The following is a 13,269-nucleotide window of genomic DNA, read 5'->3' as shown; positions in this document are numbered from 1 at the left end:
TATTAGCTACAACCGTCAGTTAGTAATGTCGGTTTGTTTACCTTCACATTTTCCATTTCGCCACCGTGCTGCAAACTCTGATGGCGTCTGATAATTCAGTGCCGAATGTGGCCGACACTCGTTATAATCCTGCCGCCAGTCATTAATCGTTTTCCGGGCATGAAGAATATCGCTGAACCAGTATTCATTCAGACACTCATCGCGACAGCGTCCGTTAAAACTCTCAATAAATCTGTTCTGCGTTGGCTTACCTGGCTGGATAAGCCGTAGTTCCACGCCATGCTCAAAGGCCCATTGATCGAGCGCGCGGCAGGTAAATTCCGGGCCCTGATCGGTTCTTATTGTCGTCGGATAGCCCCGAAATAGCGCGATGCTGTCCAGAATACGCGTGACCTGAACGCCTGAAATACCGAAAGCAGCGGTGATCGTCAGACACTCCTTCGTGAAATCATCCACACAGGTCAGGCACTTGATCCTGCGACCGTTGGCCAGTGCGTCCATAACGAAATCCATCAACCATATAAGGTTCGGCGCATCCGGGCGCAGAAGCGGAAACCGTTCGGTCGCAAGCCCTTTACGGCGTCGTCTGCGTTTTACGCTCAGTCCATTAAGGTGGTAAATACGTTATACCCGCTTGTGATTGACGTGAAGGCACTCCCTACGCAGCAACTGCCAGATGCGCCGATAACCAAAACGTCTGCGTTCAAGCGCCAGCTCAGTAATACGCCCTGATAAATGTGCATCAGCAGCCGGACGCTGAGCATCATAACGGCAGGTCGACAGGGACAAACCTGTAAGCCTGCAGGCACGACGTTGCGTCAAACCGGTCGCATCACACATCAACACCACGGCTTCACGCTTCTGCCCTGTCGTCAGTACTTTCGCCCCAGAGCCACCTGAAGCGCCTCCTTATCCAGCATGGCTTCGGCAAGCAGCTTCTTGAGCCTGGCGTTCTCTTCCTCAAGCGACTTCAGGCGCTTAACCTCAGGCACCTCCATACCGCCATACTTCTTACGCCAGGTGTAAAAGGTAGCGTCGGAAATGGCGTGCTTACGGCAGAGCTCACGGGCAGAAACCCCGGCTTCAGCCTCGCGGAGGATACTGATGATCTGTTCGTCGGAAAAACGCTTCTTCATGGGCATGTCCTCATGTGGCTTATGAAGACATTACTAACATCGCGGTGTATTAATCAACGGGGAGCAGGTCAACCGGCCAATCTGTCAGTAATACTCACTCAGGCCGTAAGATACTGATGATATTCGCCATAACGAATTTATTGTAATGTCTGTTTATCATCTTCAATGAAGCGTTATTTCACACAGACAGGAAAACTGGAATCATGATAAAGCTGATTGGCATGATGGATTCTCCTTATGTACGCCGCGTGGCGGTCTCCCTGGAACTTTATGGCGTTGCGTTTGAAAGCCAGCCGTTGTCCGTATTCAGCACATTTGAGGAATTTTCCCGGATTAACCCTGCGGTAAAAGCGCCAACGCTGGTTCTGGAGAATGGAACACGTCTGATGGACTCGTCTCTCATACTGAATTATTTTGAGGCTCAGGCCGCGCCTGAACGGAGACTCCTGCCCGTGACGCCGGATGCACTGGCGAACGATCTCCAGACGCTGGGCTTTATCCTCGCCGCCGCAGAGAAAGCTGTGCAAAATGTGTACGAACACAATCTGCGCCCGGCGGAGAAACAACATAATCCGTGGATAGAACGTATTACCGTCCAGCTGCTGGCTGCCTGTCGGGAATGGAACGCGCTGCTGGAAGCACGCCCGGAAAACGCGGTGGCCGATCAGGTTGCTGTTACCAGTACGGTTATCTGGACATTTATTCAGTGAATGATCCCTCACGTCGTTAACGCCGGGGATTTTAAAAAGATTCAAGCGGTAGCCGACATTTTCGAAAACCAGGCGGCATTTAAAAAATACCCTTTTAGTTAACGCTTCGCTCGGCGTGTTATAGGGCTTTTCAGCCCTTTTTTTGCCGCACAGGAATATTATCCTCATCTAAAAGAATCATATTTCTTTATTCTTATATGTAACCCAATGGAAATATGAGAAATATTTCTATATAAGACAATCTTATGACGTCACAGGGTATCGTTATTCATCAGGATATTCTTGAGAACAAGCGGTCAGGAAATTAAACGGTTTCAATAAAAAAGCCTGCTTTAATTGCAGGCTTGTGCTTCTTGTCGACGGGGACGGGTGCTATAAGGGGCTTAAATCTGATAATCAATCGCCACTTCTTCTGGCTCCATCACCTGACGTTTAATCTCATCCACGGACAGCCCGGCGTTGCAGAGTTCGATAAAGCGCCACACATAGTTGCGCTGCAGTTGTCCACGCTTCAGGCCGAGCCATACGGTATTGGCATCAAAGAGATGACGCGTATCCAGTCGTACCAGGCTCTCCGTCTCGCGTTCACCACCGGACTGTTCCGCCACCAGACCAATGCCCAGCCCCAGCTCGACGTAGGTTTTGATTACATCAGAGTCCTGTGCACTCAGCACCACATCCGGCGTTAAGCCTTTGCGATTAAAGGCTTCATCAATGCGCGAGCGTCCGGTAATACCCTGCCGGTAGGTAATCAGTGGCCATTTCGCGATATCTTCCAGCGTCAGGGGCGTAACCTGATTCAGCGGATGGTCGACGGGAAGTAACAGACTGTGGTACCAGCGAAACCACGGGAAAGCCACCAGCAGCGGATCGTTGCTCAGGCGTTCACTGGCAATGCCGATATCTGCCCCACCGTTTTGCAATAGCACTTCAATTTCCTGCGGCGTGCCCTGGATAAGCTCCAGACGGACGTCAGGGAAAAGTTCACGGAAGGCTTTAATCACCGGCGGCAGGCTGTAACGCGCCTGGGTGTGGGTGGTGGCGATAGTGAGGACGCCCGAGGCGTCATTGGTAAAGAGATCCGCCAGGCGACGCACATTGCTGGCCTCGTTGAGGATCCGCTCCGCGATGGTCAGCAAGGCTTTGCCCGGCTCCGTCATGCCAAGCAGACGCTTGCCGCGACGGATAAAAATCTCTATCCCCAGTTCTTCTTCCAGCTCGCGGATATGGCGACTGACGCCGGACTGAGAGGTATAAAGCATATTGGCGACCTCGGTCAGGTTGTAATCCCGCCTGGCCGCCTCACGGATAATTTTAAGTTGCTGGAAATTCACGATTCACTCCGGCGCATCTGACATAACGCTATTGTTAGAGTCAGCCGACCTGCAGAACAAATAATAAAAACCAGCATCTTATGCTTTTATGGAATATCAACTCACCAGCTGCAGCTCACGGTTCTCCAGAGACGGTTTGCTGACCAGGGACATCAGAATCTCTTTTACCGCCTGCGCCTGAGGTGACAGCGATCCGCGCGCGGACATATTCAGCGACAGCGGTAAGCTCATCGAAGGCGTGGTGATGCGCGCCATCCAGCCGTTTGCCGCGCTGCACAGCGAACGTGCTGCGGATTCAGGCAGAACTGTCACACCCATACCGCTGGCTATAGCGGCGGTTAGCGTGGAGATGGAATCAATTTCACCGATAATTTTTGCCGTCAGGCGGCGCAGGGAAAACGCTTCATCCACACGCACGCGCACCGCGCTGTAGTCACGTGGCAGGAAAAGATTCATTTCTGCAACGGCCGTCAGATCGACGCTCTGCCCCGGACAGTCGCGGGTGCCCACAAGGTAGAGATCTTCTTTCAGCAGCGGCTGGCTGGTGATCCCGGCCACCGGTGAGCGGTCGTACAGCACCGCCATATCCAGTTGGCCGCTAAGAAGTTTGTCATTCAGCACAGAACCGCTGTTCTCATGCAGGTAAACCAGTACTTCTGGCAGCTCTGCGCGGACGGCCTGCAGCAGCGGCATGGTAATAGAGGACGCGGCCGTTCCCGGAGCCAGACCAATGGATACGTGGCCGCTCAGCGTCTGGCCCACATTATTCACTGCCAGCTGCGCCTGTTCGCACTGGCGAAGGATAGTGCGCGCATGGGTATACAGGATTTTGCCTGCTTCCGTTGGCGTCACGCCACGTTTGGTGCGGATCAACAGCTGCTGATCCATCTCGCCTTCCAGAGTAGCCACCTGCTGGCTCAGCGCAGGCTGCGCGATATGCAGCACTTCCGCCGCTTGAGTCAGGCTGCCGATATCGACGATTTTTACGAAGTATTTCAGTCGTCTTAAGTTCATTTTGCCCCCTGTTCGAAATGCTGTGCCGGTACTGGCTTTTCATTGTTGATAGGGTTTTGCAATATGAATGCCAGTTTTACGAAGAGGTCTGATTTGTCGCTAAGCGGCTGAAAATAAGGAAAGCTAATCATAAGCAGCGGTTTTATTACTGAAACAGCAGTTTATGATCTGCCCCATTAGGGGTATGTGCGCACCATTACGGTGCATTCCGGCGTCAAAAACGCCATTTTGCTGATTTTGTCAGCAAACGATCAAAAGGCGTTGATCCACCCTTTGACAAGGCCGGCTGACGTCGATAATATGCGCCCCGTTCACACGATTCCTCTGTAGTTCAGTCGGTAGAACGGCGGACTGTTAATCCGTATGTCACTGGTTCGAGTCCAGTCAGAGGAGCCAAATTTGAAAAGCCTGCTTTTAGAGCAGGCTTTTTGCTTTTCTGCGGCAGGTAAAATAGCCCTCACTTGCTGAGCTTAACCGGCATCCCTGACCGACGTTCCAGTTCCGCGCCCGCCCCCTCGTTGACAAGCTCGGTTCGCAGCGAGGCAGATATCGGCAAAGGCACTCTCCGGGTCGATTCAAATTCCGCCCGGTTCCGTGATAACGGCTCATGCACCTCTACCCAGCGGCTGCCGTCCGGCTCTGTCGTCACTTTAACGGGCTGATCGATAAGCTGCACACGGGTGCCTACCGGGACGTTATCGAAAAGATATTTAATGTCGTTATTGCGCAGACGAATACAACCCTGGCTCACCCGCAGTCCGATGCCAAAATTGGAGTTTGTCCCGTGAATGGCATACAGCCTGCCAATATAAATCGCATACAGTCCCATTGGGTTATCGGGCCCGGCGGGCACGAATGCAGGCAGCGTTTTCCCCTCTGCCGCATAGGCGCGGCGCGTATTCGGCGTAGGAGACCAGGTGGGGCCTTCCTGCTTACGTTCTACCGCTGTGACCCAGTTTCGCGGGGTTTCGCGCCCGGCCTGACCAATGCCGATGGGTAACACTTCAACAGTGTTGCTTCCCGGTGGGTAATAGTAGAGGCGCATTTCTGCCGCATTAACGATAATTCCCTCGCGGACGGTGTCAGGCAAAATCAGCTGCTGGGGTATCACCAGTTGCGTACCGGATTTAGGCAAAAAAGGATCCACGCCCGGGTTCGCTTCCAGCATATTGCTCAGACCCTGCCCGTATTGCGCGGCAAACGCTTCGAGCGGTAGCGTATTGTGATCCGGCACGGTAATGGTTTGCGAAGTGCCCACCAGCCGACTGCCTGTCGGCGGTAAAGGATAACTTACCGCCTGAACGCTCTGGCTGATAAGTAATGCAGCAAGACAACTCAACACATTTATACGACACATATTCCCTTCCTCAGTCGCACCTTGATTTGCTAAGCATAGCGTAGCCGCTTTGCATTACCCATCAGGAAATAAAATCAGTTTGCACACGCGCCCTGGCGCGGTAGTCTCATACGTTCCGTTTATATGACGGTGGCTATGTGAGTGACCTTTTCTTATACCAATAATTAGAAATACGTGCAGACAGGACAACTATGGACTCCACTCTCACCTCCACACATCCCAACGAGGAGACACCTTCGCTCAATCGTGCCCGCCGCGCAGCCCTCGGCAGCTTCGCGGGTGCCGTCGTCGACTGGTATGATTTTCTTCTTTACGGCATTACTGCCGCGCTGGTGTTTAACCGCGAATTCTTCCCCCAGATTAGCCCGGCAATGGGTACGCTCGCCGCGTTTGCTACCTTTGGCGTCGGCTTCCTGTTTCGTCCACTGGGCGGAGTGATCTTCGGCCACTTCGGTGACCGTCTCGGTCGCAAACGCATGCTGATGCTCACCGTCTGGATGATGGGCATCGCCACCGCGCTGATTGGCGTTCTCCCTTCATTTTCCACCATTGGCTGGTGGGCACCGGTGCTTCTGGTTACGCTGCGCGCCATTCAGGGCTTCGCGGTAGGCGGCGAATGGGGTGGCGCGGCGCTGTTATCCGTTGAGAGTGCCCCAAAAAACAAGAAAGCGTTTTACAGCAGCGGCGTGCAGGTGGGCTATGGCGTAGGTCTGCTGCTCTCCACCGGGCTGGTGTCGCTGATGAGCCACTTCACCACCGATGAACAATTCCTGAGCTGGGGCTGGCGCATTCCGTTTATCTTCAGCATCGTGCTGGTTGTCGCTGCCCTGTGGATCCGCAACGGCATGGAAGAATCTGCTGAGTTCGAACAACAGCGGCAAGAACCGCCCGTTGCCAGAAAACGGCTGCCGGTGATGGAAGCGCTTGTCCGGCATCCTGGCGCTTTTCTGAAAATTATTGCCCTGCGCCTGTGCGAACTGCTGACGATGTATATCGTGACCGCGTTTGCCCTCAATTATTCAACGCAAAATCTCGGTCTGCCCCGCGAGCTGTTCCTGAACATTGGCCTGCTGGTCGGCGGGATCAGCTGCCTGACTATCCCCTGCTTCGCCTGGCTGGCGGACAGGTTTGGTCGCCGTCGCGTCTATATCACCGGGGCGCTGATTGGCACCCTCAGCGCCTGGCCGTTCTTCATGGCACTGGAGGCACAGTCGATCTTCTGGATTGTCTTCTTTGCCATCATGCTCGCTAACATCGCCCACGATATGGTGGTCTGCGTGCAGCAGCCCATGTTTACCGAACTGTTCGGGGCGAGCTATCGCTACAGCGGCGCGGGCGTAGGCTATCAGGTGGCAAGCGTGGTCGGCGGCGGGTTTACGCCATTTATTGCCGCCGCGCTGGTGACCTTCTCCGGCGGCAACTGGCACAGTGTGGCACTTTATCTGCTGGCCGGTTGCCTGCTGTCAGCAGCGACGGCGCTATTGATGAAAGAGACGAGCCACACCTGATCTCACTTTTGTTTCACAGGCGTGTGACATACTATCGGGTAGAGTCGCACACCTGTGGAACAAGGAGACAGAGATGAATAATAAGGGCTCCAGCCTGACCCCGGCTCAGGCACTGGAAAAACTCGATGCACTGTATGAACAGTCCGTCAACGCGCTGCGCAGCGCCATCAGTGAGTATATCGAAACAGGGAAACTCCCCGACGAAAAGGCCAGAAGTAAGGGCCTTTTTGTTTATCCATCGCTTTCCGTCACCTGGGACGGCAGCGCGACTAACACGCCGAAAACGCGCGCCTACGCACGCTTTACCCACTCCGGCTGCTACAGCACCACCGTCACCCGCCCTGCACTGTTCCGCCCTTATCTTGAAGAGCAACTCACGCTGTTGTATCAGGATTACGGCGCGCACATTGCCGTTGAACCTTCACAGCATGAGATCCCGTATCCGTATGTGATTGACGGTTCGGCATTAACCCTTGACCGCTCCATGAGCGCGGGGCTGACGCGCCATTTCCCGACCACCGAGCTGTCGCAGATTGGCGATGAGACGGCGGACGGTATCTACCATCCGGCAGAATTTTCACCGCTGTCGCACTTTGATGCCCGCCGCGTGGATTTCTCTCTGGCGCGCCTGCGTCACTACACCGGGACGCCCGTCGACCATTTCCAGCCCTTTGTACTGTTTACCAACTACACCCGCTATGTCGACGAGTTTGTCCGTTGGGGCTGTAGCCAGATCCTCGACCCGGATAGCCCTTACATCGCGCTGTCCTGCGCCGGCGGGATCTGGATCACCGCGGAAACCGAGGCACCCGAGCAGGCCATCTCCGACCTGGCGTGGAAAAAACACCAGATGCCTGCCTGGCACCTGATCACCGCTGACGGCCAGGGGATCACCTTAATTAACATCGGGGTTGGTCCGTCAAATGCCAAAACCATCTGCGACCATCTGGCGGTATTGCGCCCGGACGTGTGGCTGATGATTGGACACTGCGGCGGCCTGCGTGAAAGCCAGTTGATTGGCGACTACGTGCTGGCCCACGCCTATCTGCGTGATGACCATGTGCTTGACGCTGTGCTTCCACCGGATATTCCTATCCCGAGCATCGCCGAAGTGCAGCGTGCGCTGTATGACGCTACCAAAGAGGTGAGCGGTATGCCGGGTGAAGAGGTTAAACAGCGTCTGCGTACCGGTACGGTAGTCACGACGGATGACCGCAACTGGGAGTTGCGTTACTCCGCCTCCGCGCTGCGTTTCAACCTCAGCCGTGCCGTCGCGATTGATATGGAAAGCGCCACCATCGCCGCACAGGGATATCGCTTCCGCGTCCCTTACGGCACGCTGCTGTGCGTTTCCGACAAACCGCTGCACGGCGAAATTAAGCTTCCGGGTCAGGCCAACCGTTTCTATGAAGGGGCAATCTCCGAACATTTGCAAATCGGCATTCGCGCCATTGATTTGCTGCGTGCGGAAGGTGACAGGCTGCATTCCCGTAAATTACGTACCTTCAACGAGCCGCCATTCCGCTAACCAGAACAAGGAATCACCATGCACACCCCATCACGCTTATCGGCCCTGCGCCGATGGCTACAGGAAAACAATCTTGATGGCATGATCGTGCCGCGCGCGGATGCCTGGCAGAGTGAGTATTGCGCGCCGTACGATGAAAAGCTGGCTTGGCTGACGGGCTTTGATGGCTCCGCAGGTCTGGCGCTGATTCTGAAAAACACAGCGCTGCTGTTTGTCGATGGCCGCTATCAGGTTCAGGCTCGCCTTCAGGTCAATATGGATGAAATTGAAATCCACCATCTGCACAATGAACCGCTGGCCGAATGGCTCACAGCCAACGCCGGGGCCGGCATGCGTATTGGGTTTGAAGCACTGCTGATGACCAATACGGAGTTCGGGCAACTGTCTGCAACACCCTGTGAACTGGTTCCCCTCAGTCAGTCGCCATTTGATACCTTATGGCACGATCGCCCTGCCGCGCCGGCGGGACGTATTCGAGAAATGCCGGTGGAGGTCAGTGGCGAAAGCAGCCTCGCCAAACGCCAGCGCGTTGCCGCCGTGCTGGCCGCACACGATGCCGATTATCTGGCCGTGACTCTGCCGGATAACATAGCCTGGCTGTTGAACGTGCGTGGCGCCGACATCCCATCCAGTCCTGTTCCCCTCTCCTTTGCCCTTCTTGACCGTGACGGTAGCGTGGAGTGGTTTGTTAACGACAATAAGCTCAGCGAGCTACCCGAGAGCGTGAGAAACGCGTTCAGGATTGCGCCACAGGATGCCTTTATCGAACGCTGCCAGCGACTGTCACAAGGTAAGCGGGTGATGGTTGATGCCGATTCCGCGCCGGTCGCCCTGCGCTTTGCCATTGAGCCCGAGGGCGAAATAGTCTGGCGAACCGATCCCATCACTCTGATGAAAGCCACTAAAAACCCGGTCGAACTTGCCGGGTACCGCGAGTGTCATCACCAGGACGGTGCTGCCTGGGTGAATTTCCTGGCCTGGCTAAGCCGTGAAGTCCCCCTGCGTGAGGCGGCGGGAAAACCGCTGACGGAGCTGGAAGCGCAGGCGCAGCAGCTTGCATTCCGTAAACAGCAGCCTGGATTTATTGAGCAAAGTTTTGCCACCATCTCCGCCTCCTCCAGTAATGCGGCGATGTGCCACTATCACTCAAGCGAAGCCAGCAATAAGCCCATCGGTCATCATCATTTTTACCTTAATGATTCCGGCGGTCAGTACCATAACGGCACCACTGACGCCACGCGTACGCTGGCATGGGGTAGCGTGCCGCCACAGCAGAAGTTGCACTATACCGCCGTACTGAGAGGGTTTCTGTCGTTGATAACCTTACAGTTCCCCTCCGGCAGCCAGGGCCATCAGCTTGATGCCTTCGCGCGTCGTCCGCTGTGGGAAATGGGGCTGGATTACGATCACGGGACAGGGCATGGGGTAGGACATCAGTTGCTTATTCATGAGAACCCGCATCGTCTCGCCAAAAAGGTTAACCCGTGGCCCCTGGTGGCCGGCACCATCATGACTATCGAGCCTGGATATTATCTGGCGGACAGCCATGGGATCCGCATTGAAAACCAGGTGGAGATTGTCGAAAGCCGTCCGGGATTCTGCACGTTTTCCTCACTGACGCTGATCCCGATCGACCTGAGCCAGGTCGAGTTACAGCTGTTGAACGAACAGGAAAAACAGTGGCTGGATGAGTATCATCATCAGGTGCGTGATGCCCTGTTACCGTTGGTCGACAGCGACGCGCGGCAATGGTTGCTTGAGGCGACGATGCCGGTTGGGGTTAACCACTAGAAATATCAGGTGGATGCCGGGCGGCGGTTTCGCCTGACCCGGCTGTAAGCCCGTCGCATCGGACCTTTTCAGAACGCAGAAAAGCAAAAAGCCTGCTATAAAAGCAGGCTTTTTAAATTTGGCTCCTCTGACTGGACTCGAACCAGTGACATACGGATTAACAGTCCGCCGTTCTACCGACTGAACTACAGAGGAATCGTGTGAACGGGGCGCATATTATCGATGCTCCCCGATGATGTCAAAGGCAGAATGCATATTTCTGACTGTTTGCCGAATTATTCTCCACTTCGCGCATTTGTCAGGCATTCTGTTGATTCTGTGGTCGTTGGTTCCTGTTTTATTCGCGGGTATTTCCAGAGCCAGCGCCCACTGACCATACGCCAGTAGAACAACGCCCCACGCACCGCCCAGTCAAGGAACATCCCCAGCCAGACGCCGACTACCCCCATGCCAAGCATGACCCCGAGCGTGTAACCCACCACCACACGGCAACCCCACATGCCGAGCATCGACACCCACATCGCGAAGCGTGCATCGCGTGCCCCTTTCAGCCCGGCAGGCAAAACCCATGAAGCCGCCCAGATGGGCATAAAGGCCGCGTTCAGCCAGATCAGGATCTTAACGACCTCTTTGACATCATCTTCGTGGGTATAAAAAGAGGCCATAAGCCCGGCAAAGGGGGCGCTTCCCCAGGCGATCAGCGTCAGGCCAATGGTTGACAGCCAGAAAACGTGCCGCAACTGCCGTTCCGCCTGCCCTATCTGCCCTTTCCCCAGCCGTTTACCGGTGATGATGGTCGACGCCGAACCGAGGGCGTTGCCCGGCAGGTTTATCAGGGAGGCGATGGAGAAGGCGATAAAGTTACCGGCGATAACGTCAGTCCCCATCCCGGCAACAAACATTTGCGTCAGCAGCTTGCCCCCGTTAAACAACACGGATTCAATACTGGCGGGAATACCAATTCCCATCACTTCCCAGATTATGGCGAAGTTAAAGGGGCGGAAATAGCTCTTCAGCGTAAGGCGCAGTGACGGCGTGATCCCCGCCACCAGCACCCCGAGAATGGCGGCCGCACCGATATAACGTGAAATCGTTAACCCCAGCCCGGCACCCACGAACCCGAGCCCGTCCCAGGAGAAGACGCCGTAGATCAGCACGCTGCTGATAATAATATTCAGGATGTTCATCCCGCCGTTTATCAGCAACGGAATTTTGGTGTTGCCCGCGCCGCGCAGCGCGCCGCTGCCAATCAGCGCGATGGCTGCAGCCGGATAACTCAGGACCGTCATTTCCAGGTAGGTCAGCGCCAGATCTTTAACTTCATTTGTGGCCTCACCGGCGACAAAATCGATAATTTCCCTGCCGAAATAGTGGATCACCGCCGCCAGCACGATCGAGAAAATGGTCATGATCATCAGCGACTGTCGGGCAGCCTCGCGCGCACGTTTAGGATCGAGCTTGCCGAGGCTAAAGGCGACGACAACCGTCGTCCCGAGGTCAATGGCAGCAAAGAACGAAATAACCACCATGTTAAAGCTGTCCGCCAGCCCGACACCGGCCATCGCCTCTTTACCCAGCCAACTGACCAGAAAGGTACTCAGCACCCCCATCAACAGAACGCAGGTGTTTTCCAGGAAAATAGGCACGGCAAGGGGGGTGATTTCACGCCAGAACAGAACACGATAGCTTTTACGCTTTGCATACCATGGCGTGCGCATAATCGCCTGGCGTAGGGGGGCAGTGACGTTCAAAATGGACCTTAACGAGAAAGTTGAAACTCCATTTCAAATGATGGGGGAGAAATGCTAAACCTGCAAAGTATTTTCCATAAAAAGATGTGTGGATTTACAACAAACTGTAGACAGAATCATCAATCGATCGCTAATCGCTAAGATCAGGTTTGACAAAACTTTTTTCGCCGCTAAGATAAGCCTCCACAACGATTCCTCTGTAGTTCAGTCGGTAGAACGGCGGACTGTTAATCCGTATGTCACTGGTTCGAGTCCAGTCAGAGGAGCCAAATTTAAAAAGCCTGCTTTTATAGCAGGCTTTTTGCTTTGCTGATGAGGGAAAATGAACGCTCTGTTTGTCTACGGCACGCTACGCCCGGGTCACGCGAATGCACATATTCTTGAAAACATCGGTGGCGAATGGCAGGCCGGTTTTGTCACCGGGACGTTTTACGAACGTGGCTGGGGCGCGGCGGCAGATTTTCCGGGGATAGTGCTGCACCCGGACGGCCCACGCGTGGAGGGCTTTCTGTTTATTTCTGATAGCCTGAGTGCACACTGGCCAATGCTGGACGAATTTGAAGACGGCTACGATCGGGTTGAGGTCAATGTGACCACGCCGGATGGAAAACAGATCAACGCCTGGATTTATCAGCTACAGCCGCGTACTGCGTAATAAAAAAGGCTCTCTGTCACCAGAGAGCCTTTTTTGTATTCATCGGCGATTACTCGCTTTTGGCTTCACCGTTTTTGATTTCGCCCATTACTTTCAGTTTCTTGGAGATATCACGGCGTTCTTTAGACAGCTCAGCGTTTTTGATGATGTAGTCATCAACGCGGTCTTCGTAGTCGCTCTTCATGCTGGCGATGATGCCCTGAATAGCCTCAACGCTCATGCCTGGCTTGATGTAGTCGCTCAGGTTATCGAGCAGCAGGACACGTTTCTGGTTGTCACGGATCTTCTTCTCAACGTCCTGGATTTCACGCTGCAGTTTGTTTTTGCGGCGGAACAGGCGGACGAATTCCAGAACATCCTGGAACGAAGGCTTGGTAGTTTCCATTTTTACACCCCTGATAATGTGAGATTCGGATTCGTTAAAGCAACCGTTGTAACAATAACCTTACTGACAGCGGCTGCGAATGACAATGAGTATATCGTTT

General features: G+C 54.5%; 9 protein-coding genes, 3 tRNA genes and 2 pseudogenes. 7 read left to right on the top strand and 7 right to left on the bottom strand.

The features are described from left to right. Positions 1-15 precede the first annotated feature (15 nt). Positions 16-1,136, bottom strand: a pseudogene (locus AM410_RS15955) (IS3 family transposase). 203 nt (positions 1,137-1,339) lie between these two features. Between AM410_RS15955 and AM410_RS15950 the strand changes: the two are divergent. Next, a pseudogene (locus AM410_RS15950) lies at positions 1,340-1,948 on the top strand (glutathione S-transferase family protein). 281 nt (positions 1,949-2,229) lie between these two features. Here AM410_RS15950 and cbl read toward each other — a convergent pair. Continuing rightward, positions 2,230-3,180 (bottom strand): HTH-type transcriptional regulator Cbl, encoded by a 951-nt coding sequence (cbl, locus tag AM410_RS15945; protein WP_073396092.1) that lies wholly within the window; start codon positions 3,178-3,180, stop codon positions 2,230-2,232. 96 nt (positions 3,181-3,276) lie between these two features. Next, entirely contained in the window at positions 3,277-4,194 is a 918-nt protein-coding gene (gene nac / locus AM410_RS15940; protein WP_014170773.1) for a nitrogen assimilation transcriptional regulator NAC, read from the bottom strand. 320 nt (positions 4,195-4,514) lie between these two features. Here nac and AM410_RS15935 point away from each other — a divergent pair. Beyond that, positions 4,515-4,590 (top strand) — tRNA-Asn (locus tag AM410_RS15935). Positions 4,591-4,651: 61 nt separating this feature from the next. On the opposite strand, the gene ldtA is transcribed toward AM410_RS15935, so the two are convergent. Next, positions 4,652-5,551: a L,D-transpeptidase gene (ldtA, locus tag AM410_RS15930; protein WP_073396093.1), complete on the bottom strand. Its 900-nt coding sequence runs from the start codon at positions 5,549-5,551 to the stop codon at positions 4,652-4,654. 191 nt (positions 5,552-5,742) lie between these two features. Here ldtA and shiA point away from each other — a divergent pair, with 191 nt between their 5' ends. The 3 genes from shiA (at position 5,743) to AM410_RS15915 (ending at position 10,378) form a co-directional block, all read left to right on the top strand. Then, positions 5,743-7,059, top strand: coding sequence for a shikimate transporter (gene shiA / locus AM410_RS15925; RefSeq protein WP_032680659.1), 1,317 nt, complete (start codon positions 5,743-5,745; stop codon positions 7,057-7,059). A gap of 73 nt (positions 7,060-7,132) precedes the next feature. Continuing rightward, positions 7,133-8,587: an AMP nucleosidase gene (locus AM410_RS15920; protein WP_014170778.1), complete on the top strand. Its 1,455-nt coding sequence runs from the start codon at positions 7,133-7,135 to the stop codon at positions 8,585-8,587. 18 nt (positions 8,588-8,605) lie between these two features. Beyond that, a complete protein-coding gene (locus AM410_RS15915) occupies positions 8,606-10,378 on the top strand; it encodes an aminopeptidase P family protein (RefSeq protein WP_073396095.1) in 1,773 nt (590 codons plus the stop codon). A gap of 119 nt (positions 10,379-10,497) precedes the next feature. Here the strand turns inward: AM410_RS15915 and AM410_RS15910 are convergent. Further along, positions 10,498-10,573 (bottom strand) — tRNA-Asn (locus AM410_RS15910). An 80-nt stretch (positions 10,574-10,653) separates the two neighbouring features. After that, positions 10,654-12,132, bottom strand: coding sequence for a multidrug efflux MATE transporter EmmdR (gene emmdR / locus AM410_RS15905; RefSeq protein ID WP_440271459.1), 1,479 nt, complete (start codon positions 12,130-12,132; stop codon positions 10,654-10,656). Positions 12,133-12,322: 190 nt separating this feature from the next. Between emmdR and AM410_RS15900 the strand changes: the two genes are divergently transcribed. Both AM410_RS15900 and AM410_RS15895 read left to right on the top strand, forming a co-directional pair. Beyond that, a tRNA-Asn gene (locus tag AM410_RS15900) sits at positions 12,323-12,398 on the top strand. Positions 12,399-12,451: 53 nt separating this feature from the next. Further along, entirely contained in the window at positions 12,452-12,784 is a 333-nt protein-coding gene (locus tag AM410_RS15895; RefSeq protein WP_014170780.1) for a gamma-glutamylcyclotransferase family protein, read from the top strand. A gap of 49 nt (positions 12,785-12,833) precedes the next feature. Here AM410_RS15895 and AM410_RS15890 read toward each other — a convergent pair whose 3' ends face one another. After that, positions 12,834-13,169: a DUF496 family protein gene (locus tag AM410_RS15890; protein ID WP_008499467.1), complete on the bottom strand. Its 336-nt coding sequence runs from the start codon at positions 13,167-13,169 to the stop codon at positions 12,834-12,836. Between the last annotated feature and the right edge of the window lie 100 nt (positions 13,170-13,269).

This window comes from Enterobacter cloacae complex sp. FDA-CDC-AR_0164 (assembly GCF_003071645.1).
GTDB classification, from domain to species: domain Bacteria; phylum Pseudomonadota; class Gammaproteobacteria; order Enterobacterales; family Enterobacteriaceae; genus Enterobacter; species Enterobacter ludwigii.
Note: the sequence above shows the minus strand (reverse complement) of the source record. Positions and strands in the feature narration are given on the sequence as shown.

Excerpts from the sequence above, each read along its gene's own strand:
- AM410_RS15895 (WP_014170780.1), top strand. The coding sequence starts at position 12,452 with ATGAACGCTCTGTTTGTCTACGGCACGCTACGCCCGGGTCACGCGAAT.
- ldtA (WP_073396093.1), bottom strand. The coding sequence starts at position 5,551 with ATGTGTCGTATAAATGTGTTGAGTTGTCTTGCTGCATTACTTATCAGC.
- AM410_RS15915 (WP_073396095.1), top strand. The coding sequence starts at position 8,606 with ATGCACACCCCATCACGCTTATCGGCCCTGCGCCGATGGCTACAGGAA.
- nac (WP_014170773.1), bottom strand. The coding sequence starts at position 4,194 with ATGAACTTAAGACGACTGAAATACTTCGTAAAAATCGTCGATATCGGC.
- AM410_RS15890 (WP_008499467.1), bottom strand. The coding sequence starts at position 13,169 with ATGGAAACTACCAAGCCTTCGTTCCAGGATGTTCTGGAATTCGTCCGC.
- shiA (WP_032680659.1), top strand. The coding sequence starts at position 5,743 with ATGGACTCCACTCTCACCTCCACACATCCCAACGAGGAGACACCTTCG.
- AM410_RS15920 (WP_014170778.1), top strand. The coding sequence starts at position 7,133 with ATGAATAATAAGGGCTCCAGCCTGACCCCGGCTCAGGCACTGGAAAAA.